Origin of the sequence: Kluyvera huaxiensis (genome assembly GCF_040149365.1) — a bacterium.
Classification (GTDB): Bacteria; Pseudomonadota; Gammaproteobacteria; order Enterobacterales; family Enterobacteriaceae; genus Kluyvera; species Kluyvera intermedia_A.
The window spans coordinates 25,804-51,827 of record NZ_JBEFLV010000017.1 but is presented as its reverse complement, the minus strand read 5'-3'; the positions used below and the strand labels follow the sequence as shown (position 1 = coordinate 51,827).

Genomic DNA, 26,024 nt, shown 5'->3' with positions numbered 1-26,024 from the left:
AGGACATCACCACCAACAGTCGTATTTTCATCAGAAGCGGTATTCACCGGCCATAAAAAAGCTATTGCGTTCATTAAAACCAATCTCGGTCAGCAGGTTGAAATGCGGCGTGATTTCATACTGCGTACCCACCAGCATATTCCACGGTGAGGTCAGCCGCTGCTTAACCGAAAAACGGCCATTGCCGCTCTGGTTCACCGTATCAATCAGTGGTTGTAGCGATGCGGGCATATTGAGATCGGCAATGCTGCCGTTGAACTCCTGCTGTACATCCTGGTACATACTGCCCAGCCATACGCCAAGGTGGGATGGCCCCCACGGCCCCTGCAGATTAAATCGATAGCCAACGCGGGGAGAGACGGTTAGCGCGGAGATGCTGCCATCCAGAATATTAAAACTAGTGCGTGTGTAGTTGGTATCGACCAAACCAAACCAGTGGCCATATCCCCCGGCAAGCGTCATCCCCGTGCCCCAGGTGGTGCCTTTAAAATCGAGGGTAAAATCAATATTCTGTAGCGAGCCATTTTCATACAGCCGATGGACCGCACCGGCAATCACGCGGTCGACCCCGGTGTAACGTGAAGGGTCGGCATCGACGGAGACGTTGGAAACTGATGATCCACGAGAGTGCCCGATCAGCCCATAGACGTTCAGAAATGGAAACACCCACATATCAAGACGCAGCGTTTCGGTTTTACTTTGTTCGCGGGTATGCCCGGCGTCGATATTAAACATATCGCCAGGAATTGGATGGTTGCCTAATGCCAGCCCCGAAAAGCTAATGCTATCGACGTTGATATTTTGCCGCATGTTCATGTAGTTCATATTGATGCCGAAGGGCAATGGGATGTCGTACCCCCGCGCCCGCGCTTCATCTCCCCAAATCGGAAACGTGTGCTCGTCATCAGCTTCTGCGGCATGAACCATGCAAGAAAATAGCAGCAGCGGTACTGCGGTCTTTATCCACCTCATTGTATCTCTTCCTCATCAGTACTTGCTGCGATTTACAGCCCCGAGCCGACGTTAAAATAGAGCGCCTGTTCATGTTCGCTAAAGGCAACATCAATACCGGTGCGTAACCCATAATCGCGCGCGATCAGGTAGCGAAACCCCGTTCCCCACGCCACTTCGGTAGAGTGGTACAGTTCATCGCTGCTGTTTGCTGCACTTCCAGCGCCGATAAACCCCTGCAAAATCCAGCGCGGCGTCACTTGCCAGGCAAGCTGCGTCTGAACGGTACTGACGTCCGTTCCCTGGTAGCGGTAGCGGGAGATCCCGCGGAGATCGATATAAGGCCGCGCCATCGGCGTCAGGTGATTATCCTGTTGTGATAGGGTTTGATAATTCCCGGCAAGCGAGAGTGTCCAGGATGGAGTTAACGGCAAGAAGAATTTGCCATCGAGGGTCAGTAAATCGTAGCGGTAGTCGCCTCCCAGCGCCTGACCGTAGAACTGGTATTCTCCTTTGAGCGAAACGCCGCGCCCCGGCCAGAAGAAATTGTCGGTAGTGTCATATTCCGCCACCACGCCAAAGCTCGAGGTGGTGCTGCTTTCCCCTAGCACTCGCCGCCAGATAGCATCCACCAGAGGGTTATTTTTGGCTGAGATATCCATCTTCGCCCAGGATTGTGAGGCCCCGAGAAACACCGGGCTATCGCCAAGGCGAAAGAGCAATTTTTGCATGCCGCCGTATCCCTGGGTTTCGGTATTAATGGCTTTGTTATTGCCGAATCCGAGAACATCGCCGGTATAGATATCCAGATTGATGTTGGCATAGCCTGCCGCCACCAGATAGCGAATATGATCATCCTGCCAGGTTCGGCGATGTCCGCCACCGACAAACCAAGTGCCGTTTTGGGTTGCGCCGCCGCCAAAGGCGCTGATGGCCGGGGGGATGAAGTGCCCGTTATCCCGGCGGCCCTTGCCGTGTAAAAAAAGGCCGAACAACCCGCCACCGTAGCCCACCGAAGGTTCCGTGATGACAACCGGCACGGGCAGGAAACCGTAGGGGTTATCCTGAAGAAAGTGGCTCATATCGAGCATACCGTCTTCCGGGTCAATCATACCGGCGGACTCTGCGCGCGAGCAGAGTAAAAGAAGAAGCAATGCTGCCGTAAAAAAAGCGCCACCGCCCGCAGCAGCGCTGCCAGCCCGAGGCAAAATCGCAGACCAAAACCCGGTCTCACTTCTATTCATGACTATCACCAGAAAGAAATAATTGTCGTTATTATTCAGAATAAAAGACCATCGCCGGTCAGGCTCTTTTCAGCTTAGCCCAGCGTTGGTGCAATTCAAGCCACGGTTATGACATTCTGAAAGCCTAATTCGGCAAGCATGGTAGCTTTAAAATAATACGTTAGCACCAGGTGTCATGGCATGTTTTCATTTAAACCACGCTATCTTTCAGGTGAAATATAAAATATTTATGGTATCAACCAGGAATTATTTAACCATGAAATTCATACGTAAATTATATATGATTATTCCCTCAGGCAGCCTAACGCCCTTCGCCATCATGATGCTGGATATCCCACCAGCTAAAGTTATGATTCAACTAGCTGTTATAAAAGAGAATGATACTAAAAACACCGTTCTCTACGATATGCATAGCTCACCAGGAAAATAACGGCCGCTTTGGAAAAATTGTGCATTACTAAAGATAATCATATATTCAGCCTTTCCATATTGAAGGTATTTTCACTAGCTCAGTGATATTCAGCGCACCTGCATTACGCTGGCCTGAATGGGAAAAATACGTTAGCTGAATAATTTTATCTGAATAAATACAATTTTTAGGACCTTAATTATCTGAATAGTCCATCGGATGTCATGATCAGCGTTCCCGCAGCGCCTCTTTTACTTTGTTAAACGGTTTCACCAGATAATCCATCACCGTCTTCTCACCGGTTTTAATGTCCACGTTGGCGATCATCCCGGGTACGATATTAAAATGTTTCCCGGCTTTGTTTTGCAGGTAGTCATGCTCAGTGCGGATAAACACCCGGTAGTAATAGACCTCCGGTTTCGCCTCGTCCTGAATGGTGTCCGGTGAGATGCTGTCCACCACGCCCTTCAGGCTACCGTAAATAGCGTAATCGTAGGCGGTTATCTTCACCAGCGCCGCCTGATCCGGGTGGATAAAAGCAATATCACGCGGCGACAGACGCGTTTCGATAAGCAGATGGTCATCGCGGGGGACAATTTCCATCAGTTCGCCATTCGGTGGGATTACCCCGCCCAGGGTGTTCACTTTGATTTTTTTGACGATCCCTTTCACCGGCGAACGCACCGTCATGCGCGTCACGCTGTCGGTCCGCCCACGAATAATTTCGACCAGCGATGCCGCCTCCGCCGTCGCTTTGGCCAGCTCTTCACGAGCCTGCACCAGATACTGAGAGCGCAGGTCGAGAATTTTAAGCTGAAGATCGGCGCGCTGGCGCTCCAGACGCAGCACTTCCACGTTGCTGGCCGCGCCGGTTTTCGCCAACCGACGAGTAATCGCCAGCTCGCTGTCTACCGCCGACAGAGAGTCGGCCACCCGCGCCTTCGAATCGGTAAACTGGCTGCGCCGTAGCTTGTACAAACGGGTTTCCGACGCGACTAACTGCGGCACGCTATTGAGCTCCGGCGGGAAGGTCAGCGGCAGCTCGTTAACTTCAGCGGACAGTCGCGCGCTGGCCGCCAGCGCCGCCTGATAACGCGCCACGCTTTCACCAACGTTAGACTCCGAGCGGGTTGGATCGAGGCGGGCAACCACTTCTCCGGCCTCGACCCGCTGCCCTTCGCGCACGTTCAGCGCCACCAGAATGCCGCCATCCAGCGATTGCAGTACCTGTTCACGCGAGCTGGGGATCACCTTTCCCGTCCCGGTCGAGACTTCATCCAGCGTGCTGAACGACGCCCATCCCCAGGCCACCAGCAGTAGCACCCCGCACAAGGTGACGATGCGTCCGGATTTTGCCAGGCTCTGGTTATCAAAATCATTTTCACCGCGATCGCCGTTCCAGTTAAGCGGCTGGGCGTTGGCTGGAGTCGGGATCGGTGCCTGCTCGGGCAGCATGACGGCGGTTTCAGGCTGGTCGTCTTTCATTATTCACCTCCGCATCGACGGTGCTTCTGGGGGCCATGGCCTTGTCTTTCGGCATATCCATCACCAGCGCACCGTCTTTGAGCACCAGCACCCGGTCAACGACCGACAGCACCGCGCTGCGATGGGTGGCGATAATTAGCGTGCGCCCCGCCAGCCAGTGGCTCAGGCGGTCAAGGAAGTCGCGCTCGGTGTGCTCATCAAGCGATGCGGTCGGTTCGTCGAGCAGCACAATGTTAGGGTCGCGCAGCATCAGGCGCGCCAGTAGGAGCGACTGGCGTTGCCCGCCGGACAGCCCCAGCCCGCCTTCCATCACCACATGATCGAGGCCATGGGGCAATTTGCGCACCAGCACATCGGCACCGCACATCTCGAGGGCGGCGATAATTTCATCATCCCGGGCCTGCGGTGCGCCCAGCGTCAGGTTGTCGCGCAGCGTGCCGTGGAACAGGCGGGCATTCTGGGTCATCAGCCCGGTATTGCGCCGCAGGTCGGCGACATCAATATGCGGCAGGCTGAGCGAGTCGAGCCGTAGCTCGCCCTGCTCCAGCGGCACGCCGCCAATCAGCGCCTGCAGGAAGGTTGATTTGCCAGCCCCATTGCGCCCGAGCACGGCAATACGTTCTCCAGCGGTGATCTCCAGCTTCGCCACCCGTAGCGGGACAGTCGGCGAGTCCGGGCGATAGCGGAAAGCGGTATCGGTAAACTGGTAGTTGCCGTGCAGCACATCGCGGTGCAGGCGCTGGGAATCGCCGCCGTTCTCCACCGGAAGCTGCATAATGCTGTCAATGCCGCCTTTCGCGGCTTTGGCCTGTTGCCAGCGCGCCAGCACCCCGCACAATGCCGCCATCGGCGCTATCATGCGCGAAGAGAGCTGGGAGGCGGCGACGATGGCCCCGGTGGTCATATCGCCGCCGATAACCATCGGTGCCGCCACGACGATAACCACCGCATACACCAGCCCCTGAATGGTGTTACCCCAGGCCAGTAACCCTTGCGTCAGCCGTCGACTTTTCATTCCCGTCTGGGCAGTGATGCGAATGTAGCTATTCCACTGCTGCAGGAAGCGGTTTTCAGCCTGCATCAGTTTGATATCCTCTAGCCCCTGCACGCTCTCCACCAGTACGGCGTTGCGCAGGGTCGATTCTTTGACGTTCTCGTTGGCGAGGTCAGCCAGTTTTTTTTGCAGCAGCAGCCCGGGGGCGATCATCACTAGCGCCGCCACCGGCGGGATCCACGCCAGCTGCGGGGCGATAATCGCCATCACCAGTAAAAACAGGAAGAAGAACGGCAGGTCGGCTATCACCGACACGGTGGTTGAGGTGACCATCTCGCGAATTGATTCCAGCTCGCGCAGCTGGGAGATAAAGCTGCCGGTCGAGCGCGGCACCACGCTGGTGCGCAACCGTAGGGCATGACCGAACACCCGGTCGGAGATGCGCATATCCGCCTGTTTGCCGAGAATATCGCTGACATGGCTGCGCATCAGGCGCATGGCAAAACCAAAGGCGACGGCAATCAGCACGCCGATAAACAGCACGTACAGCGTCGGGTAGGACTGCGCGGGGATCACCCGGTCGTAGACCTGCATGGAGAAAATAATCCCCGCCATGGAGAGCACGTTGATCACCAGCGAAGCCAGCATCACGTGCCAGTAGGGTTTACTTTTGACCATCACCAGCTGGTGTAGCCAGCCGGGATTAAAGTCCGCCAGATACTCTTCGGTGCGGCTATCGCGGGCCATCGACGCCGGGCGAAAGGCCACCACCACCTGAATATTGTCGAGCAGTTCACTCAACGGCTGCGTGACAATCAGGTTGGCATCGCGGGTAAAGCTGACGCCCACATTCGCCGCGCCGTCAAAGGTATGAACGATCCCTATCTGCCCTTCTTTGAGCTGTACCACCAGCGGCAAACGCCAGCCGGAAACGTCATCGCGTTTTTCATGCAGCCGCCGCGCCGTCAACCCGACGTGACGCGCCATATTATTTAGCGCCACGCTCAGCGGTTTACCCAACTGCCAGCGGGCCATGGCCTGCAGTCCGCCGGGGGAAAATGACAGGCGATAGTGCGTCGCCACCTGGCTTATGACGGCAACCCAATCACTGAGCGCTCGGGCTTCAAGCATCTCCTGTTCGGCCATACTGGCATTCCCGGTCATGGTTGGATCTCCACACCCTGAATGGACTGATTATTAAGCGCAAACTGTTGGCGGGTACGCCCGGTGTTGTACAGGCAGTCAAGCTGCAGCGTACGTAGCTGGCTTTCGGTTTCCTGCTGGGTAAAGCGCGCCTGATAGACTTCCTGTTCGGCGTTCAGCACGTCCAGGAAAGGACGCGAGCCGAGATCGAGATACTGCTGTTGATACAGTTCGCGGGTTTTTTGCGTCAATATCTGCTGTCGCGCCTGGATCTGTAGCGCCTGCTCAAGACTTATCGATGCGCTCTGCGCCGCGCTGAGCTGCTGGCGTACTTCCAACTGGGCGCTGCGTACCGCGGTCGTGGCGGCGTCCAGACCATACTGGGCGGCATCGCGGTTGGCGGTCAGTCCCCCGCCCTGATAAATCGGCATTTTCACCCGCACATAGGCGGTGTACTGGGTACGGTCGAGCTGTTCGCTGTTGGGGTAGCGATCGTTGAGATAGTGGGTCACTTCCGACTCCACCGAAATCGTCGGTTTCATCTGCGCTTCCGCCCCCGCCAGCTGCGCCGCCGCCTGATTAACCTGTGCCCGCGCAGCCAATACCGACGGCACCAGTTGGTCATCAATCGATGCCGCACTACAAGACTTGCCTAGCGTCTGGGGGAACTCATTGCTGACCCGCGCAATCTTGTCCCAGCCGACATAGGTCGAGAGCGTCGCTCGCCAGCGTTCCAGATTGGCCTGATTCTGCGCCAGCGTCGCCCGTGCGCCTTCGATACGCGCGTCGGTTTGCACCACATCAGACAGCGAACTCGCCCCTTCGGCGTTACGTTCGTTGGCCAGTTTACCCAGCTGCTGCAACGAACTTAACTGTTCCTCAGCAATCGCCACCAGCTCCTGGTAACCCTGCACCTGAACCAGCGCCGCCGCGGTGTCATGCGCCACTTTATCAATGCTTAACAGCACGATAGCCTGCTGCCCCGCCACCGCTGCGTTGGCTTCACGTACCGCGCTGTCCGTCAGACCAAAGTCATAGAGCATTTGCGAAAGCGACAGTACCACCGAAGGAACGTTGCCGTGGTTGGAATAGGAGTTGGTGACGCCGTTATTCAGCCCCGCGCTAATCTGCGGATAGTATCGGGCACGGGCGATATCGATTTTCTCCGCGGTGCTCATCAGCTTACCAGCCTGGGTGCCGATATCCGGATACCACTGAACGGCACGCTGCACCGCCTGAGTGATATTCATATTGGCAGGTGGCGTAGCGCTGGCAGCAAGGCCAGGGTCACGCCCTCGAAGATTGGGCAGGTCATCGCTATCAGCGATTTTTTGCGGATTGATTTGTCGGGCGATATCGGTATCCGAGCGCCCCCATGCGGCCCAGCCATTGGGTAGGAGTAATGGCTGAATACAAACCGCTAACCAAAAAAGTGTCGTGCGCTTACCGTTTCGCGTTCCCATACAACATCCCCAATAAAATCAATATTCTGACCAGATAAGGCCGTTTATATTTTTATGACTATTGATGAATATCCGCCCCCGCTGTGAAGTCCCTTCCATAGGGAAACAGCGGGTTCGGAGGGTCGTGCTCCTGAGGTAATGCCGTCCTGATGCGCTAACCGTTAACCCGCGTTGCGGCGGGGTAACGGCGCGCAAGATACTCTTTCAGGTTTGTCAGACCTGCTGCGACCTCGCAGAATGTTATCCGTGGTTAGCCGATGGATCCTGGTGCAGCAGCTCTTCCAGGGTAGGTTGCACGCCATCGAGCGTGATCAGTTGCGTCGACTGGTACTGAGCCCCTGCACCATCACGGTCAATCGATACCACCGTGTCGCCCGATGCGGTGTGCTCTATAGATAAATATTGGCCGAGATCCTCAGATTTACCACTCCAGTCGGTCAGTAGCTTGCTGATATCTATATGATCGCCGTCACTAACTGAGAAATCTGTCCAGTGATTGTTATGACCATTCCCGCCGCTGGCATCGTGGCTATCCAGCAGATTAAAGACAACCGTGTCCCCGCCGCCGCCGAGCGTATAGGTATCGTCATAGGCGCTGCTCGACGTGGTATCGGCCTTGTCGCTGCCTTCAACATGTGGATGGAGATCAATCGTCAGGATGCCGTGACTTAAGCTGCCGTCCTGGGCTTTGAGGGTGTAGTCGAACTGCTCACGCTGAGTCAGATCCGCCACGCTAACGCCTTCACGCAGGGTATAGCTGTAGCTGCCATCCGCGTGCAGTACCAACGTGCCATACAGACCTTGCAGCGTTTGCGATTGCCCGCTGCCCGCCATCTCAGTCACCTGCTGGCCGCTCTCATTGGCAAACGTGATGCTGCTCCACAGCGTCCCGAGCGCGATTTCAGCAATCTGCCCTTCGACCGTGACGCCAGCCGCTGAAGCTTCCGGCGTCACCGCCACGCTGGTCAGGACGGTACTGAATTCGCTGTTCAGCGCATTGCCCGCGGTATCTTGCAGCAACACGCTGTACTGGCCGTCGTGAAGTACAGTGTTGCCCAGCGAGATATTGGCATTGAGCGTTGTCGGGTCCGTGCTCAGCGTACCGCTGGTGATTAAATTGCCCTGGGCATCCAGAATCTGGTAAACCACCTGGCCACTGGCGGTCGGCAGCGAAGAGAACGCCAGCACCAGCGCCGAATGCTCCAGACCGTCTGCGCTGGCCACTTGCAGCGTGGCACCGTGCGCCGTGGTTTCACTGGTGGTTGCCAGCAGAGTCGCCGCCTGCGCCGTGGTCCGTGCGCTCGCCGAGTCCTGAACCACGCTTTCGTCCGACAGCAGCGCCATGGTGGCCATCATCGACTGGGCGGTCACCGCCGAGGCGCCGACGGACGGCAGCGAGATGGTCAGCGTCGCCATACTCACCGACGAACCGTTGCGGATAACGTAGGTGAAGGTTTCCTGGCCCAGCGAAGTTGCCGGCTGGCCGCTTTTCAGCGTATAGGTGTAGACCCCCTGTGCGTTGATAGTCAGCGTACCGTAGTTACCGTTGATAATAGTGTTGCCGGTAGCGGCAATCACCTGGCCGTTGACGTTGCTGACCACCGTTCCCGCAGGCGCAACATCCACCCCGCCGTTAGTATTCCCGGTAATCACGTTACCGGAAACCGACTCGATTGCCGCCTGTTGAGTATGGGTGACATCGTTACTGGTGGTCATGGTGGCAAAAGTCGCCACCGACAGCAGACCATCGGCTTTCAGCAGGAAGACATAGTGCCCTTCGCCGAGCGTAAAGCTTTGCGATTGGCTCCCCAGCAGCGCCGGCGCTTTAATCCAGTTATTCAGGAACTGGCTTTGTTCATACTCCTTGGTAGTGGGGTTGTACTTATAGATATAGAGATCGTAGGTCGCCCCGAGCGCAACGCCAAGAACGCTACCGCCTAACGTAAAGGTGCGACTCCCTCCCGCCGGGACATCAAACTGCAACTGTCCGGCTGTGCTGATATCGGCCGTTAATATGTTCCCCAACGTAACGCTGGCAAGCACCAGAGAGGAGTTGCTGACGCCAGGGGTGCTCACATCCACCGGTGTCGGATCGACCTCCAGCGTCACCAGATCGCTGGTGGCGTGGAGGTTCGGTAGGTTGAGATCGATTGTCAGCGTCGCATTGCTGGTCGTGCCATTCAGCGCTTTCAACTGATAGGTGAAGACCTCTGGCCCGGTAATGCTGGACGGCGATACCCCGGCTTTCAGAACATAGCTATAGCCACCCTGTGCGTTGATAGTCAGGGTGCCGTAGGTGCCGTTAATCACCGTGTTGCCGGTCGCGTTCACCGTGGTCATGCTGCTGGACGAACCGAGGCTGACGCCGCTGACTACGGTGCCGTTTGGCGCGCTATCGATACCGCCGCCGCCCACGCCGGTAATTACGTTACCGCTGGTAGTGCCGCCCGCAGTATCAACAAAGACGCCGGTAGTAACATCCGAGGTTATCTGCAGCTTACTGTTAGACAGCAGCGACAAACCGTCATCTGCCTGCAGCATCAAGGCATAATCGCCCCCCGGTAAGTTGAGGTTCACCGTTCCCGAGGATCCCGACAGCAGCAGAATTTTCAGGATGTTATCGACCTTCTGGTACATGCTATAGGTACCATCACCGTTGGACTTATAGATGTAAAGATCGAAGGTCGATAGCAGCGTCACCCCAGTCGCACTCGCCTTCAGCGACAGCGCACGAGATGCCCCATCGTCGACATGGAAAGTCGGCAATTGGTTGGTCTGAATCAAATTCACCGTCAGCAGATCGCCAACCCCAAGGTTCAGCACGTTGAGGTTCTGCGAACTGCCCGTGGCCCCGGTAATTTGCTGTACGGAGGTGGTCAGCGACAGCCCCACTTCGTCATTCACCGCATTAAGGATCTGCGTACCGATAGATGGATCGATAGTCACGGTGAAGACCGGCGTTTTCGGCCCTTCGTTGCCCGCCGCATCGGTAGCGCTGAACGTAAAGGTGTGGGTGGTGCTGGTCAGGGCAGTGCCTGGCGTCCAGGTCCACTGACCGTTTGCCCCTGCCGTCACCGTGGCAACCACGGTACCACCATCGTAGATTTTGACCTGGCTGTTGGCCTCCGCCACGCCGGAGAAAGTTGGCCGCGTATCGTTGGTAATACTACCGGTGGTCAGGTTGCCCAAATCCGGTGCCACATCATCGGTCACGGTCAGGCCAGTAATCACCGTCGGCGCGACGGTATCGATATTGAGAGTAAATGATGGCGAAGTGCCGCCAATGTTACCCGCCGCATCGCTGGCAACCGCCGTGAAGACGTGGGCCCCATCCGCCAGCGGCACCGTCGGCGTAAAGCTCCATACGCCGCCTGCGCCCGCAACAGTGGTACCAAGGACTTTAGCGCCATCGTAAATAGTGATGGTCGCCCCCACTTCCGAAACGCCGCCGATGGTCGGTTGAGTATCGTTACTGCTGCCGTTGTTGGTCAGCGTACCGGTATTCGGCAGAATATCGTCGCTGACCGTCAGCGCCCCGAGCGTTGCAGGCGCTTTGGTGTCCACCGTCAGAACAAAGTCCGGTGAACGCGGCCCGACGTTGCCAACCTGGTCAGTCACGGTTGTCGACAGGGTGTAGGTGCCATCCGTCAGCGCACCTGGCGTAAAGCTCCACGCGCCGTTGCTGTCCGCCTGAACCGAGCCCAGAACAGACTGACCGTTGTAAATGGTGACGGTACTGTTGGCCTCCGCCATGCCATTAAGCGTTGGCGTATTGTCATTGGTAGCCCCACCATTCGTTACCAGCCCGATGACAGGCCCTACGTTGTCGCTGACCGTAATATTGTTCGCCATCACTGGCGGCGTAGTATCAATGGTCAGGGTAAAGACCGGCGAGGAGGCGCTGACGTTACCGGCAGCATCGCTTACCGTGGTGCTAAAGCGGTGAACCCCGTCGCTCAACGCCGATGGCGTGTAGCTCCACGCCCCGGAAGCGTTGGCCTGAACCGTCGCCAACAGCTTGCTGCCATCGTAGATATTGACCCACGCCAGCCCTTCGACCGTCCCACGCAGCGTTGGCGTATTGTCGTCAGACTGCGCACCATTAAGCAGATCGCCGGTGACCGCTCCGAAATTGTCGCTGACAATCGGCAGCGCCCCAGCCGATGGCGTCACGGTATCGACCGTCAGGTTAAAGGCTAGGGTCGGAGCGCTAGTATTCCCCGCCGCATCGGTGACCAGCAGCGTCAAGCTATGCGGCCCTTCTGGCAGTCCGGTTACGGGGGTAAATGACCAAATTCCCAACGCATTCACATCGGCGCGACCAATTTCCAGCGTGCCGTCCATAATGATAACCGTCGTGTTTGGCGTCGCGCCAAAACCGGAAATCGTTGGCCGGTTATCGTTGGTAGTCGCCCCGCTGCTCAGCGTGCCGGTGACCGGTGAGATATCGTCGGTTACCGTGAAGGATGTGATGGCCGCAGGCGCCGTAGTATCCACGCTGACGTTAAAGCTCGCTGACGGCAGGCTGACGTTACCGGCAGCATCCGTTGCGGTCACGGTAAAGCTGTGTCCTCCTGGAACCAACGGCGTGGTCACCTGGAAGTTCCACTGCCCGGTACCATTGGCGGTGACCGTCGTCAGCAGAATTCCATTGTCATATATGGACACCTTCGCACCCGGCTCCACGGTACCGCTAAGAACCGGTTGGGTATCATCGGTCACGCCACCGTTGGTGAGATTACCGGTAATCGAACCAATATCGTCGTTGACGGTAATCGCCCCCGGTATCGCCGGTGCAATGGTATCTACGGTGACGTTAAATACTGGAGAGCTGCCGCTAACGTTACCCGCCGCATCGGTCGCGGTGACCGATAGCGTATGGCTGTTATTATCCAGTGGCAGCAGTGGGGTAAACGACCATGAGCCGTTGGCGAGCGCGCGGGTTGTCCCCAGCAGCGTAGTGCCATCGTAAACTGAAATTAGCGCATTGGCCTCCGCACTGCCCGCCGCCCCGGCCAGCACTGGGCGGGTATCGTTGGTGGCACCACCGTTGGTGATACTTCCCGTTACCGGCGAAATGCTGTCGGTTAAGGTAAATGCCAACGGCGCATTTGGTGCAGCGGTGTCGATATTCAGGGTGAATGGCGGCGACGCCGCGCTCACGTTGCCTGCGGCATCGGTGGCGGTGGCGGTCAGGACATAAGAGCCGTCACCCAGCAAAGACGGTGCCAGGCTCCAGGTGCCGTCCGGGCCAGCCGTCACGGTGCCTACTATCGCTGCGCCGTTATACACCGTAATCAGAGCACCCGCCTCCGCGCGACCGCTGATAATTGGCGTGTTGTCGTTGGTGACCGTTCCGCTGGCCAACGCAGGTGACCCGACATTATTGGAGACCGTTAGTGCCAGAATCGGTGCAGGCGGCAGAGTATCAACCGTGAAATTAACCGGAGTCGAGGCGTTGCTGACGTTACCGATAGCATCGGTAGCGGTTACCGTAAGGCTGTGACTACCGTTTAACAACGTCGGTGTTTCAAAGACCCACGAACCGTCTGCCTGTGCCTGCGTAGTACCGAGCAGAAAAATACCGTCATAAATACTGATCGTACTGCCCGCCTCGGCGCTACCCACGCCCCCCACCAGCGTAGGTTTTGTGTCATTGGTGAAGCCGTTTTGAGCGATGTTGCCCAGACCTGGTACGGCATCATCGACGAGCGTAAACTGAGTAATCTGTGCCGGCGGCACGGAGTCAACGGTCAGCGTAAAGTTGCTTCCCGGGCTGGCGTTGCCTGCCTTATCGACTACCGTGATAACAAAGTTGTGCAGGCCTTCGCCCAAATTGCTGGATGGGGTGATAGTCCACCCCCCGGTCAGCCCAACGGTAGCGCGGCCGATTTCAACCCCACCTTCGGTGATGATGACAGTACTACCCGCTTCCGAGCCCTGCAGAGTGCCCGCGACTCCACTAAAGATTGGCGTTTTATCGTTGGTGGTGCCGCCATTGGCAATAAGACCAATCCCCGGAGCCTGATCGTCGTTGACCACCACAGTGGTGTTATCAGGATTGACAGAGTCCACCGTGAACTGGATAAGCGGAGAAGGCAACGTAGTGCTCACTCCGTTGGTCACCGTGGTGGTGATCAAATGTGCACCATCAAGCAACGAAGATGGCGGAGTGAAACTCCATGTTCCGTCTCCTTTCACCAATGCTGAACCGATAGGCAGGCCGTTATCATAGAACGTAATCGTGGTACCGGCCTGCGCCTTACCGCTGAAGTCAGGGGTGTTGTCGTTGGTGAAGCTGCCGCTGGTAATGTTCGTCGTGACAGGCTGGACATCATCCACCACAACCAGGTCCGTTATCCCGCCGTTTAGTGCCGTGGTATCAATTGCCACCTGTACTGAAGCGCTCGGACCGCTTTCATTACCGGCCGCATCCATCACCTTGACGGTAAAGTTGTGCGGGCCATCTGCCAGCGGTACGCTCGGCCTGAAGCTCCAAACCCCAGCACCATCAACGGTGGTAGTGCCGATAAGCTTACCGTTGTCATAGATATTGACGGTGGCATTCAGTTCACTTACCAACGCCAGACTGGTGAAGGTCGGTTGGTTATTATTGACGACGCCAGCAAGAAGATCGGAAACAAGCAGCACCGATATTGCCGTAGGCGCAGTGCCATCAATTTGCAGCGTCAGAGTATCTGATGGGCTGCTGGTATTACCCGCCTTGTCGGTGGCGGTGACATAGAAATCGTAATTACCGTCAATAAGCGACGTCGAGGTATAGCTCCACTGGCCCGCTGCATTGGCAGTGACGGTGTCGATGGCAACGGTGCCGCGATAGATAGTCACCAGCGCATTGGCTTCAACCACGCCGCTCAAGGTCGGCGTCCGGTCGTTGGTCAAGCCGCCAGCAGGAACCGTACCCTGATAATTCGCGACATCATCGGTAGCCGTAATACTTCCCGGTTTGCCCGGCGCAGTGCCATCTACGATAACCGTAAATGAGCTCGATGGACCACTAACGTTGCCAGCTTTGTCGGTAACGGTGGTAATAAAGTTATAGGTGCCGTCCGGCAGCGAACCCGGTGTATAGCTCCAGATACCGGTGACATCGTCGACTGGCACCGTGCTAAGCGGCGTGGTGCCGTTATAAATCGTTACCGAGCCGCCAGGGTCTGCGGTACCGCTTAGCGTTGGCGTTTTATCATTGGTTAAGCCGCCCGATGTCAGCAAGCCAAAGCTACCGCCCGCCACGTCATCACGAACTTGTAGGTCAGCAACCGGCGCTGGGGCTATCGTATCCACGGTTAAATTCAGCGTCGGCGATGCTGTCCCTTCATTGCCAGCGGCATCGGTGGCCTTAGCGGTAATCACATGCGGGCCTTCTCCCAGCGGTGTGGAAGGAGTAAAGCTCCACTTACCATCTACCGCTGATGCCTTCACCGTGCCCAGCACCTTGATGCCATCATAAATGGTGACCGTGCTACCGAACTCGGCGGTACCGCTAAGCGTCGGGGTAGTGTCGTTGGTAAAACCGTTGGTGATAATGCCGGTTTGCGGATCCGCATTATCAGAAGCGGTGATGGTGCTGACCGGATCAGGGGCTTTGATATCCACCGTCAGCGTGAACGACGGGTTACTGGTCGATACGTTGCCCGCGGCATCGGTCACCACGACGGAGATGATGTGCTGGCCAGGATCGAGCAGATCAGTCGGGCTGAGGCTCCATTTACCGTTAGCATCAACCTGCACCTCACCCAGTTTTGTCGTTCCCTCGTACAGCGCCACCGTGGTATTGGCTTCCGCACTGCCGCTGAAGGTCGGTTTCTGGTCGTTGGTGCTGGCACCGTTGGTCAGCCCCCCAGTCACTGGCGAAGCCAAATCGGTCACCAATAGCCCGGTAACCGCATTAGGCGCAATGCTATCCACAATAATGACAAACGCCGTAGAAGCATCACTCTGATTACCCGCCGCATCCTCTACCACGGTGGTAAAGCTGTGCGATCCCTGGGTCAAACTTGCCGGTGGAGTATACTGCCAGATCCCGCTTCCGTTGACCTTCACCGTAGCTATCCAGATACCGTTGTCGAATAAGATAACGCTGCTGCCAGGCTCCGCCTTGCCACTCAGCGTTGGCGTCGTGTCATTAGTCGACTTACCGTCACTGATCGGCAGGGTATCATCGTTAACCGCGAAGTCAGTGCTAATGGCCGGTTTACCTGTGTCCACAGTCAGCTCAAAGGCCGGTGAAGAACCCGTGCTGACGTTACCCGCTTTATCCGTGACGGTGGTGGTAATGCTGTAGTGGGCATCACCAAGCGACTGCGTTGGCGTGAAGGTCCATTGGCCACTGCCGCCCACGCTCACCGTCCCCAAAATCACATTGCCGTTGTTGTAGATATTAACGGTGCTACCCGCTTCGGCACGTCCGGTAAAGGTTGGCGTATTGTCGTTGGTACTGCTGCCGCTGGTCAGTAATCCGGTGACCGGCGAGAAGTCATCGCTGACCGCAAAGTTAGTCACATTCGCCGGCGGTACGGTATCAATAAACAGGTCGAAAGCCGGTGATGCCGGGCCAACGTTTCCGGCAGCATCCGTCGCCGTCGCCTTCAGGTTGTACTCACCGTCAGCCAGATTGCTGCCCGGCGTGAAGGTCCAGCTACCGTCGGTGTCCGATGCTTTAACAGTACCGAGTACCGTTGCACCATTGTAGATGGTCACCGTGCTGCCAAACTCAGCAAAACCGTTGAGAGTTGGTTTCGGATCGTTTGTACTGCCGCCATTTGTCACCGTGGCAACGACCGGTGGCACATCATCCGATACCGTAAAGGTCGGGGCGGTCAGCGGCGCAGTCTTGTCGATAGTAATAACAAAATCGGTTGATGCTGTGCTGACGTTACCCGCCAGATCGGTCACCTTAGCCGTAATATGGTAAATACCTTCATCCAGAGCCGATGGGGTGTAGCTCCAGTTACCGTTGCTATCCGCCTTGACGGTGCCCAGCACATCGGTGCCGTTATACAAAACAATGGTCGCTCCGGCTTCGACTCTACCGCTGAAGGTTGGCGTCGTGTCGTTGGTACTGCCGCCGTTCGCCACGTTGCCGATATTCGGCGCAACGTTGTCGGTGACAATCAGCGCGGTAATAGTATCCGGCGCTTTAGTGTCGACGCTGAAAGAGAAGGACGGGGACGGTTTACTGACGTTACCCGCCGCATCGGTTGCCGTTGCCGTCAGGCTGTAGTTGCCGTCCGGCAGCGCCACCGTCGGTGCAAAGCTCCAGTTACCGTTGCTATCCGCCTTCCCGGTACCGATAAGCGTCGAGCCGTTATACACATTGACGGTGCTATTGGCTTCGGCATGACCGCTAAGGGTTGGCGACGGATCGTTGATATCCGCCCCGCTACCCACAGGCCCTGTGGACGGTAGTTTAGTATCGGTAACCGTAATGCCGCTTATCTGCGTCGGTGCCGTCGTATCGATAACCACGACCACAGGTGTTGACACATTGCTGACGTTACCGGCGACGTCGGTAGCCGTCGCGGTCAGCGAATGCGAGCCCGGGCCCAACACCGGTAGATTCACAGTCCACAGACCACCGATGCCAGCGACCGTCGTCCCCAGAATGGTGGTGCCATCGGTATCGTAAACGGTAATAGTCGCCCCTTGTTCAGACACACCGCTGATGCTCGGCGTGGTGTCGTTGGTGCTAGCTCCAGCTAATAAAGGCGTGCCGTCGGCGGCTACCGTCAGGCCCGACATCGCGTCTGGCGCCTTGGTATCGACGGTAAAGCTAAAGCCCGGCGAGCTGATGCTGGTGTTACCCGCCGCATCCGTAGCGGTGGCGGTCAGGGTGTAGGTGTTATCGCCCAGCGGCGTCGTTGGGGTGATGCTCCAGTTGCCGTTGGCATCGGTCTGCGTCGTCGCCACCAGCGTGGTTCCATTGTAGATATTGACGGTGCTGTAGGCTTCCGCGCGGCCGCTCAGGGTTGGCTGGCTGTCGTTGATGCGATCGTTGGCATGGATAACGCCGGTGCTCGGTTGTTTGTTGTCAGTAACTATAATTGCGCTTATCTGCGCAGGAGCCGTGAGGTCGACAACGACTACCGTCGGCGGTGACGCGGCGCTGACGTTGCCTAAAGAATCGGTGGCAGTGGCAGTGATCGAGTGCGAGCCTTCCCCCAACGGATTGATGGCGACAGACCATTTGCCATCAGAGCCTGCCGTCACGGTGCCGAGCAGCGTGGTGCCATTGCTGTCATATAATCTGACGACGCTATTCGGTTCGCTGCTACCGCTGACGGTCAGCGTGGTATCTTTAGTGCTACCACCCGGTACCAGCACACCGGTGTCAGCGGTAATGGTAAGGCTGCCGATAACCGCTGGCGGCGTGGTGTCTACCGTCAGGTTAAACGGCGGTGATTTCACGCTGGTATTACCACCACCGTCGGTGACCGTGGTGGTCAGGCTATGCGGCCCATCCTTCAGCGGTGCTGTCGGGGTAAAACTCCAGGCCCCTACACCATTTGCCAGGGCGGTGCCCAGCACGGTGTTGCCGTCATAAATGGTGATGATAGCGTTGGCTTCCGCCAGCCCGCTGAGGGTTGGCGTATTATCATTAGTCGAGCCACCATCTAAAATCGCGCCTATCCCCGGCGCGCGATCATCGTAAACCAGCAGATTCGTTACTATCGACGGAATGTCGTTATCCACGTTCAGTATAAACTCGGGTGACAGCGAACTGGCGTTGCCAACGGCATCGGTCACCTGGGTAGTGATGGAATGTTTCCCGTCCAACAAAGGTGCGCCTGGAATAAAGCCCCAATGACCGTCTGCGCCCACGGTAACCTGACCAATAATCAAACCGTTGTCGAATATTGATACCGTGGTGCCTGGCTCTGCGGTGCCGCTGATGATTGGCGTACCATCGTTGGTGAAGCCGCCGTTATCGACCTGGCCAATGCCTGGATTGGCATCGTCGACAATGGTCAGATTCCCTACAGGGTCTGGTACCAGCGTATCAACCGTGACCACAAAAGGAGCCGAAGGTGCAGAGACCGTCCCGCCGTTATCAACAGCAAAGGTGAAACTGTGGCTGCTATCACTCAACCCCGTTGAAGACGCCCACATCCAGGTCCCGCTCGATATAACCTCTCCCACCTTAACACGGTTATCATAAATAATAACCGTGGTGCCTGCCGGCGCATTGCCATTGAAGACCAGATGCTTATCGTTGGTTATCCCCCCATTGGCAATCGGGCCAATGCCAGGCAATAAGTTATCGTAGGCACTGACGTTGCTGACCGAATCGGGAGGCGGTGCAACCAATACAATAAAGGGATCGGATAGCGCGCTCGCATTGCCCGCCTCATCGGTGACCTGGGTCGTAATGGTGTGTGCGCCGCCAGCAAGTGGCGCATCGGGGGTAAACGACCACACACCGTTGTTACCCACCAGCACGGTGCCAAGCAGGATACCGTTATCGTAAATACTGACCGTCGTGCCTTCTTCCGCACTACCGCTGATCACGGGTCTTGTATCATCGGTTTGTTCGCCGTTAAGCAACTCGCCCTGTTTCACGCCAACGTTATCGGTAATCTCCAGATCGGTGATCTTATCCGGCACTTTGGTATCGACGGTAATCTCCACCACCGCCGTCGGCTGGCTGGTATTGCCCGCCGTATCCACGGCGACCGCCGTCAGACTATGCGGGCCATCAGCCAACGGGGTTGCCAGCTCCAGCCCCCAATTACCGAGCGGATCAACGGTAGTACGCGCGATTTCCGTTGTGCCGTCATAGATGATTATCTGCGCGCCCGCTTCCCCTTTGCCGCTCAGAATCGGCGTGCTGTCGTTGGTGGCCCCCCCTGAATTCACGGTCCCGACAGTAGGCTGCATATTATCGGTGACGATAAACTGCGTCGGCGCGTTCGGCGCCGTCACATCAACGCTCAGCACAAAATCTGGCGACGGTGCACTGACGTTGCCAGCAGCATCAGTCACCGTGGTAGTGATGTGATGGGTTCCATCCGCCAGCGGCGTGCCCGGCATAAAGCCCCACTGCCCATCATCACCGACTTTAACCGTGCCGATAATGTTACTGCCATCATAAATAGTTACCGTGCTGCCCGGTTCGGCGCTACCGCTGATAATCGGCGTATTGTCATTGGTTAATCCGCCGTTGGCCAACTGCCCAACCCCCGGCGTTTTATCATCGACAACAATAAGACCCGCGGCAGGATTCGGTACCAGGGTATCGACGTTAACCACAAACGGTTCGGACGGCGCGGATGGGCCGCTGCCGTTGTCGACCGTGAAGGTCACGCTGTGCGAGCCATCGCCCAGCGCCGGGGACGGGGTATAGCTCCAGTTGCCGGAGCCGTCTGCGACCACTGTCGTCACCAGCACACCGTTGTCGTAGACCGCAACCGTACTATTGGCGGCCGCCTTGCCGCTAAAGGTTGGCGTGTTGTCGTTAGTAGCGGCGCCGTTGGTCAACGCACCGGTAACAGGATTTACGTTATCATTCACCACCAACCCGCTAATCGGCCCCGCAACCGGTGAAATCGTCAGGTCAAACGCTGGCGATGTAGGGCTGATATTGCCCGCAGCGTCGGTGACGATGGTGGTGAAATGGTGCAGACCGCTGGACAACGGCGCATTCGGGGTAAAGCTCCAGCGCCCGGTTGAGTCCGCCGTGGCCTGCCCCAGCAGCACCGAGCCGTCATAGATGCTGACGGTGGCGTTCGCTTCGGCGCGACCCGCAAAGGTTGGCGTGGAGTCATCGGTAGTGCCACCGCTGGTCAGTTTGCCGGTAACAGGCCCGACATCATCGGTCACGGTGAGATTAATCGTGGCAAGCGGCGCCGCAGTATCCACGCTAAAGACCAGTTCAGCCGTCGGCTGGCTGGCGTTACCGGCGGCATCCACTGCCACCACGGTCAAACCGTGCGCCCCATCGCTGAGCGGGGTGCTCAGTTCCAGCCCCCAACTACCGTCACCATTGGTAACGGTACGCGCGATTTCAACACCCTTGTCATAAATAATGATTTCACTGCCCGGTTCAGCCTGGCCGCTCAGCACCGGCGTGCTGTCGTTGGTGACATCCCCGGCCATGATGGTGCCGACAACCGGGTTAGTATTATCCGTAGCAATAAATAGTGCGACTGGCGCTGGTGCCTGGGTATCCACCACCAGCACAAAATCGGCGGACGGCGCGCTGGTGTTACCCGCCGCATCGGTCACCGTAGTAGTGATATGGTGAGTTCCGTCGGTCAACGCGGTGCCCGGCGTAAAGCCCCATCGGCCGTCACTGCCAACCAGAGCGGTGCCAATAATGATGGCATTGTCATACAGCGTCACCGTCGTGCCGGGCTCTGCCTTACCGCTGATAATTGGCGTGCCGTCGTTGGTGGAGTCACCGCTGTGCAGTTGACCAATACTCGGATTGAGATCGTCGACGACGGTAAACTCGCTCGCGGCATTTGGCACTTTAGTATCAACGGTCAGGAAGAAATCCAGCGGCGGCGAGGAATCACCGGTCACGGAGAAGGTGAAATGATGTTCTCCCTCGCTTAACCCCGACGGCGGCGTAAACGTCCACGAGCCTGTTGGGTCAACAACGAAGGTACTCGTTATCAATACGCCGTTGTCATAGACAGTCAGCATAGTTAATGGCGGAGCATTTCCGAGGAAGGTAGGCGTGCTATCGTTAGTCACTGCACCGTTCGTCAGTGACCCGATACCCGGCGCGGTGTCATCTAACACATTAAGGATCGTCACCAGACCGCTCGGTGCCGTAATCGTCAGCTCAAACGGTGGCGACGGCGAGCTGGCGTTGCCCGCCGCATCGGTCACCACGGTGGTGAACGTATGATGCCCCGATGACAGCGGCGCATCCGGGGTGAAGCTCCAGCTACCGTCCGCCTGCGACGTTACGCTGCCTAATAGGGTTGTGCCGTCATAAATACTGACCGTCACTTTACCTTCGACGCTACCCGCCGCGCCGCTAAAGGTTGGTCTGGTATCATCAGTCGAATCATTACTGTTCAGTGGCCCTTTATAAATGCCGACATCATCCTCGACGTTGAAGCTGGTCATTTTCTGCGGCGTGTCAGTATCGACGGTAAAGTCCAGCGGCTTGGTGGTTGGCCCAACGTTACCGGCTTGGTCCACGGAGTTAGCGGTGAGGGTATGAGTGCCATCCTTAAGCGCCGTGGTCAGTTCCAGCCCCCAGTTCCCTTGCCCGTCAGCTACCGTGGTTCCGATTAATTTACCGTTATCGTAAATATTTACCGTACTTCCCGCTTCGGCCTTACCGCTGAGAACCGGTGTATTATCGTTCGTTGCCATACCGGCGGTGATGGTTCCCAGCCCCGGCGCATGATTATCGGTCGCAATCATCATGGTGATAGCGCCCGGTGGGGTAGTATCAATGGTGACGACAAATGCTCCACTGTGGGCGCTGGTTATCGAACCATTGCTGACGGTAGTGGAAAAGCTATGTGCCCCATCAGGCAGTTCTGCGGTTGTAAAGCTCCAGGCTCCTTTACTGTCAGCCTTAACAGTACCCAATATCAGCGAGCCATCGTAAATCGTGACCATACCATAAGGAATGGTGGTGCCACTTAAGGTTGGCGTATTGTCATTAGTGAAGCCACCGCGGGCGATTGAACCCGTTATCTGAGCAACGTTATCAGTAACCGTTAGATTAGCGATGCTATCAATCTGGGTTAGCTCGGTATTTGTGCCGGAGCCGTTGTCGTTATCAGGATCCGTAGCATTAATACCATGATCCTGATGTCCTCCGGAGCTCCCTATACTGCTGGCGGCAGCGGCCATACCGGCGCCCACTCCCAGCGCACCCAAAATCCACGGCATCGCCCCTTCCGTACCGCTCTGGACGATCAGCAGAGAATCGATATCGGCCAATGGCGCAAAATGCAACCCGGTGGCAGGCTCTTTCACCCACCACAGCGCACCGTTTTGATCCTCCAGAACCAGTTCGCTTCCGTGACCTTCGGCATCCACCGTAAAATAGTTTTCAATGGTTATCTTCTCGCCGTCTTTAAGCGTAATAACCAGATCGTTTCCATGGCGATCCAGTTCGGCTATGTCCTGCGGGTTGATTTTTAGTTTTACGATGCTCGGCGAAATAACGCTTGCGGATTCACCAGAAACGGTTGAAGTAGTCGCGCCACTCCGGGCAGTAATAGAGATATTAGCCATATGATTAGAACCTCGTCACAGAGCAGCAATGAATGGGTTATTGTGAACAGCCAACCAAATAAAATATCCCGGTATATAACTGATTAATGAGCCGTGGCGCGGGCCATGGGTGCATGGCGTCGTCCCATCAACAATATAAAAATGAATAAAATCAAAACACTGTAATTATATTTAGATAATTAATAATTTACTTGATTAACTATTTCGCTTATTTAGTTATTGGTTGTAAAAAAAAGATGACAGAATATGTTGCCTCTGGTTTCCATTTTGAACAGTTGCATCTATAATTAATCCCCACTGAGTGAGTCGTTAAATAAACCTTCCGCAATGCCTAATACCGATGAAAAAAACCCGCCCGTAGCAATAAAACATCTACGTTAAAATTTATGATTATCTTCATAGAATTTTAAACCCATCGAGTTCAAAAACCCCAGGGTTCACGCCGGTATTAGAAAATCATACATTTTTAAAAAGCTTCTCATACGATTGTATGACATGAATTGATTTTGTGTAGTGACAACATTGAGACACAGTTAATATAAATGCGAATAAAATCATAGGTTAAATTTCAACACATTGATTATATTGAGTTAATTAATAAATTAGATTCAGAAAAATCCTACCAGCAAACCACACATCAATAGCTTAAGTTAAACTCCACTATTTTTTCATTGATATAAAATATATCCTTAAGTGGTGCTTAAATGAGTTTTACAGCCACCATTTATAATAAGTTGATGTGTAATGGAAAAGAAGTTGCTAGTCTGAATTTTGAAAACATCAATACATTTCCATTAATTATCTAGCGACCATTTTATTAAATGGCATCACAATAGCTTTCGATACATTCATAGAACTATTTTTCAATACAATTACTTTTAGCTAAGCAAAATAATCTTTTAGCCGTGCTAAATAAATGCAGGGTTAATTTATTAAAAAATGATGCAATCAGGCAAACATGAGTCCTGGAATAGAGAATGGAAATGAAGGGAAAACCGTACTCGGTTACCAGAGGCATATAGGGAGAAACGAAAGCGAACGTATAGACAGCAGCATACTGAGTACGTCAGAAATGAAAAAACCCGAGCAACTAAGTTGCTCGGGTTTCATGTTTGGCGGAAGCGTAGAGATTCGAACTCTAGAACCCTTTCGGGTCGCCGGTTTTCAAGACCGGTGCCTTCAACCGCTCGGCCACGCTTCCAATGAGGCGCACTATAAACATCCCGAACGGACCTGTAAAGCACCAATACGTTCGTTTGCCTGAAAAACAGCCAAAAAGTTGTTGTTCGTCTGAAAAAACAACAAAACGGCTAGTTTTACAGCGCTTTAGCCGCCTTTTTCGCTTAGTGCTTTTTGATGTACATATCTTTGGTGTAGTAATAACCCAGTCTGTCTGGAGTAAATCCACCGACCCACGGTTTCACCAGGTGCGTGCGCACGTAGTGGTACACCGGAATCGCCGGAACATCACGCCCCAACATATCTTCTGCTTTCTGATAGTCGCGTGCGCGCTGGGCCGGGTCCTGCGCTTTCGCGGCATCGCGCAGCGCAGCGTCATAATCCGGGTTGCTGTATTTCGCCGTGTTCTCGCTATCACCGGTACGGAAGGTATTCAGGAAGGTCGACGCATCGTCGTAATCGGCAATCCAGGCGTAGCGCACCACATCAAAGTTGCCGGTGTGCATTGTGTCCAGCATGGTTTTCCATTCCTGGTTTTGCAGCTTCGCTTCCACACCGAGATTTTTCTTCCACATCGATGCCGCCGCGATCGCAATGCGCTGATGTGATTCCGAAGTGTTATAAAGCAGATTAAACGACAGCGGATGCGAATCATTAAATCCCGCTTCCGCCAGCAGCTTCTTCGCTTCCTCGATTCGTTTATCGCGCGGCCAGGACGCATAGTCCGGTCCGTTAAGCTTCACGCCGCCGATTTCAGGTTGGCTGATAACCCACGCCGGGCGCTGCCCCTGTCCCAACACTTTGTCGGCAATGATGTCTTTATCCAGTGCCATATTCAGCGCCCGGCGCACGCGTACATCGTTGAAAGGGGCGCGGGTGGTATTGAATTCATAGTAATAGGTTGCCAATTGTGGCGAGACATCTACCTCATCGCCCAGCGTTTTTTTCAACTGGCTGAATTGGTTGATTGGCAGCGTATAAACAATATCCACCTCTCCCGCTTTATAGCGGTTCACATCCGCCGCCTCAGAACGAATCGGCAGATAGGTCACTTTATTAATGACCGTGTGTTTGTCATCCCAATAGCGCGGGTTACGGACGGCGACAATGCGCTCATTCACCACCCAATCAGACAGGCTGTAGGCACCGCTGCCAACAAAATGCTCTGGCTTAACCCATTTATCGCCGTAGCGAGTAATCAATACTTTATCAAGCGGTACCAACGAGGGGTGAGCCAGCATGGCGAGGAAAGATGAGGTGGGCTGCGACAGCGTGACTTCCAAAGTGGTGTCGTTCAGGGCCTTCACGCCAAGCGTGTCAGGATCTTTTTTACCCAGCGCGATATCGGCGGCGTTAACAATGTGCATGTTGCCAGGATAGCTGGCATACGGTGAACCGGTGGCTGGCGTCACCAAGCGCTGCCAGCTCCAGACAATATCCTGCGCGGTAATGGCGGAGCCATCTGCCCAGGTAATTCCCGGACGCAGGTGGAACGTCCAGACGGTGTTATCTTTATTGTCCCAGGACTCGGCCAGACGCGGTTCGATACTGCCATCACCCTTCACTGCCACCAGCCCATCGAACAGATCGCTGATAATGTTGAACTCGACGTCGCTTTCCACTTTATGTGGATCCAACGATGCCGGTTCATTACCGTTGCTGCGCACCAGCGTCTGTTGTTCGGCAAGCGCGGTACCTTCCGGCACGTTTGCTGCCTGTGCGGCTCCGGTCATGCCGATTGCCAGTATGACCATTGTGATGTAGTTATGTTTTTGTATTTTCATTTCCATTGCCTTGTTGTTTTAACCCTTTTCACTCTTGGCGCGGATATGAAATTACGCAACTTCTTTCAACGACCTATAAGATATTGATCTCGCTCTTTGCTGCTTTCGCGAGGATTCTGTGAGCTGGCAGTAATCCCCTGATTA

At 55.6% G+C, this 26,024-nt stretch carries 8 protein-coding genes and 1 tRNA gene; 1 reads left to right on the top strand and 8 read right to left on the bottom strand.

The genetic code is table 11. From position 1 onward, the window contains the following. Positions 1 to 30: 30 nt before the first annotated feature. Positions 31 to 972, bottom strand: a complete 942-nt coding sequence (locus tag ABOC97_RS16900; RefSeq protein WP_349599959.1) for a hypothetical protein — start codon at positions 970 to 972, stop codon at positions 31 to 33. Positions 973 to 1,004: 32 nt separating this feature from the next. Then, positions 1,005 to 2,063, bottom strand: coding sequence for a BamA/TamA family outer membrane protein (locus ABOC97_RS16895; protein WP_349600141.1), 1,059 nt, complete (start codon positions 2,061 to 2,063; stop codon positions 1,005 to 1,007). A gap of 388 nt (positions 2,064 to 2,451) precedes the next feature. Between ABOC97_RS16895 and ABOC97_RS16890 the strand changes: the two genes are divergently transcribed. Continuing rightward, positions 2,452 to 2,625: a hypothetical protein gene (locus ABOC97_RS16890; RefSeq protein ID WP_349599956.1), complete on the top strand. Its 174-nt coding sequence runs from the start codon at positions 2,452 to 2,454 to the stop codon at positions 2,623 to 2,625. Positions 2,626 to 2,832: 207 nt separating this feature from the next. Here ABOC97_RS16890 and ABOC97_RS16885 read toward each other — a convergent pair whose 3' ends face one another. From ABOC97_RS16885 to ABOC97_RS16860, 6 genes are all read right to left on the bottom strand, one after another. After that, on the bottom strand, positions 2,833 to 4,089 hold the full coding sequence (locus ABOC97_RS16885) for an HlyD family efflux transporter periplasmic adaptor subunit (RefSeq protein WP_349599953.1): 1,257 nt from the start codon (positions 4,087 to 4,089) through the stop codon (positions 2,833 to 2,835). Next, the gene (locus ABOC97_RS16880; RefSeq protein WP_416013937.1) at positions 4,070 to 6,247 is read right to left on the bottom strand and encodes a type I secretion system permease/ATPase; all 2,178 of its coding nucleotides are present in this window, start codon (positions 6,245 to 6,247) and stop codon (positions 4,070 to 4,072) included. Before ABOC97_RS16880 ends, ABOC97_RS16885 begins: the two co-directional genes overlap by 20 nt. Next, the gene (locus ABOC97_RS16875; RefSeq protein WP_349599951.1) at positions 6,244 to 7,689 is read right to left on the bottom strand and encodes a TolC family outer membrane protein; all 1,446 of its coding nucleotides are present in this window, start codon (positions 7,687 to 7,689) and stop codon (positions 6,244 to 6,246) included. The genes ABOC97_RS16880 and ABOC97_RS16875 overlap by 4 nt, the downstream gene beginning before the upstream one ends. A gap of 240 nt (positions 7,690 to 7,929) precedes the next feature. After that, positions 7,930 to 22,917 carry a BapA/Bap/LapF family large adhesin gene (locus ABOC97_RS16870; protein ID WP_349599949.1) on the bottom strand — a complete coding sequence of 4,996 codons (14,988 nt, stop codon included), beginning with the start codon at positions 22,915 to 22,917 and terminating at the stop codon, positions 7,930 to 7,932. A gap of 1,113 nt (positions 22,918 to 24,030) precedes the next feature. Further along, positions 24,031 to 24,118, bottom strand: a tRNA-Ser gene (locus ABOC97_RS16865). A 142-nt stretch (positions 24,119 to 24,260) separates the two neighbouring features. Next, the gene (locus ABOC97_RS16860) at positions 24,261 to 25,880 is read right to left on the bottom strand and encodes an ABC transporter substrate-binding protein (RefSeq protein ID WP_349599946.1); all 1,620 of its coding nucleotides are present in this window, start codon (positions 25,878 to 25,880) and stop codon (positions 24,261 to 24,263) included. Between the last annotated feature and the right edge of the window lie 144 nt (positions 25,881 to 26,024).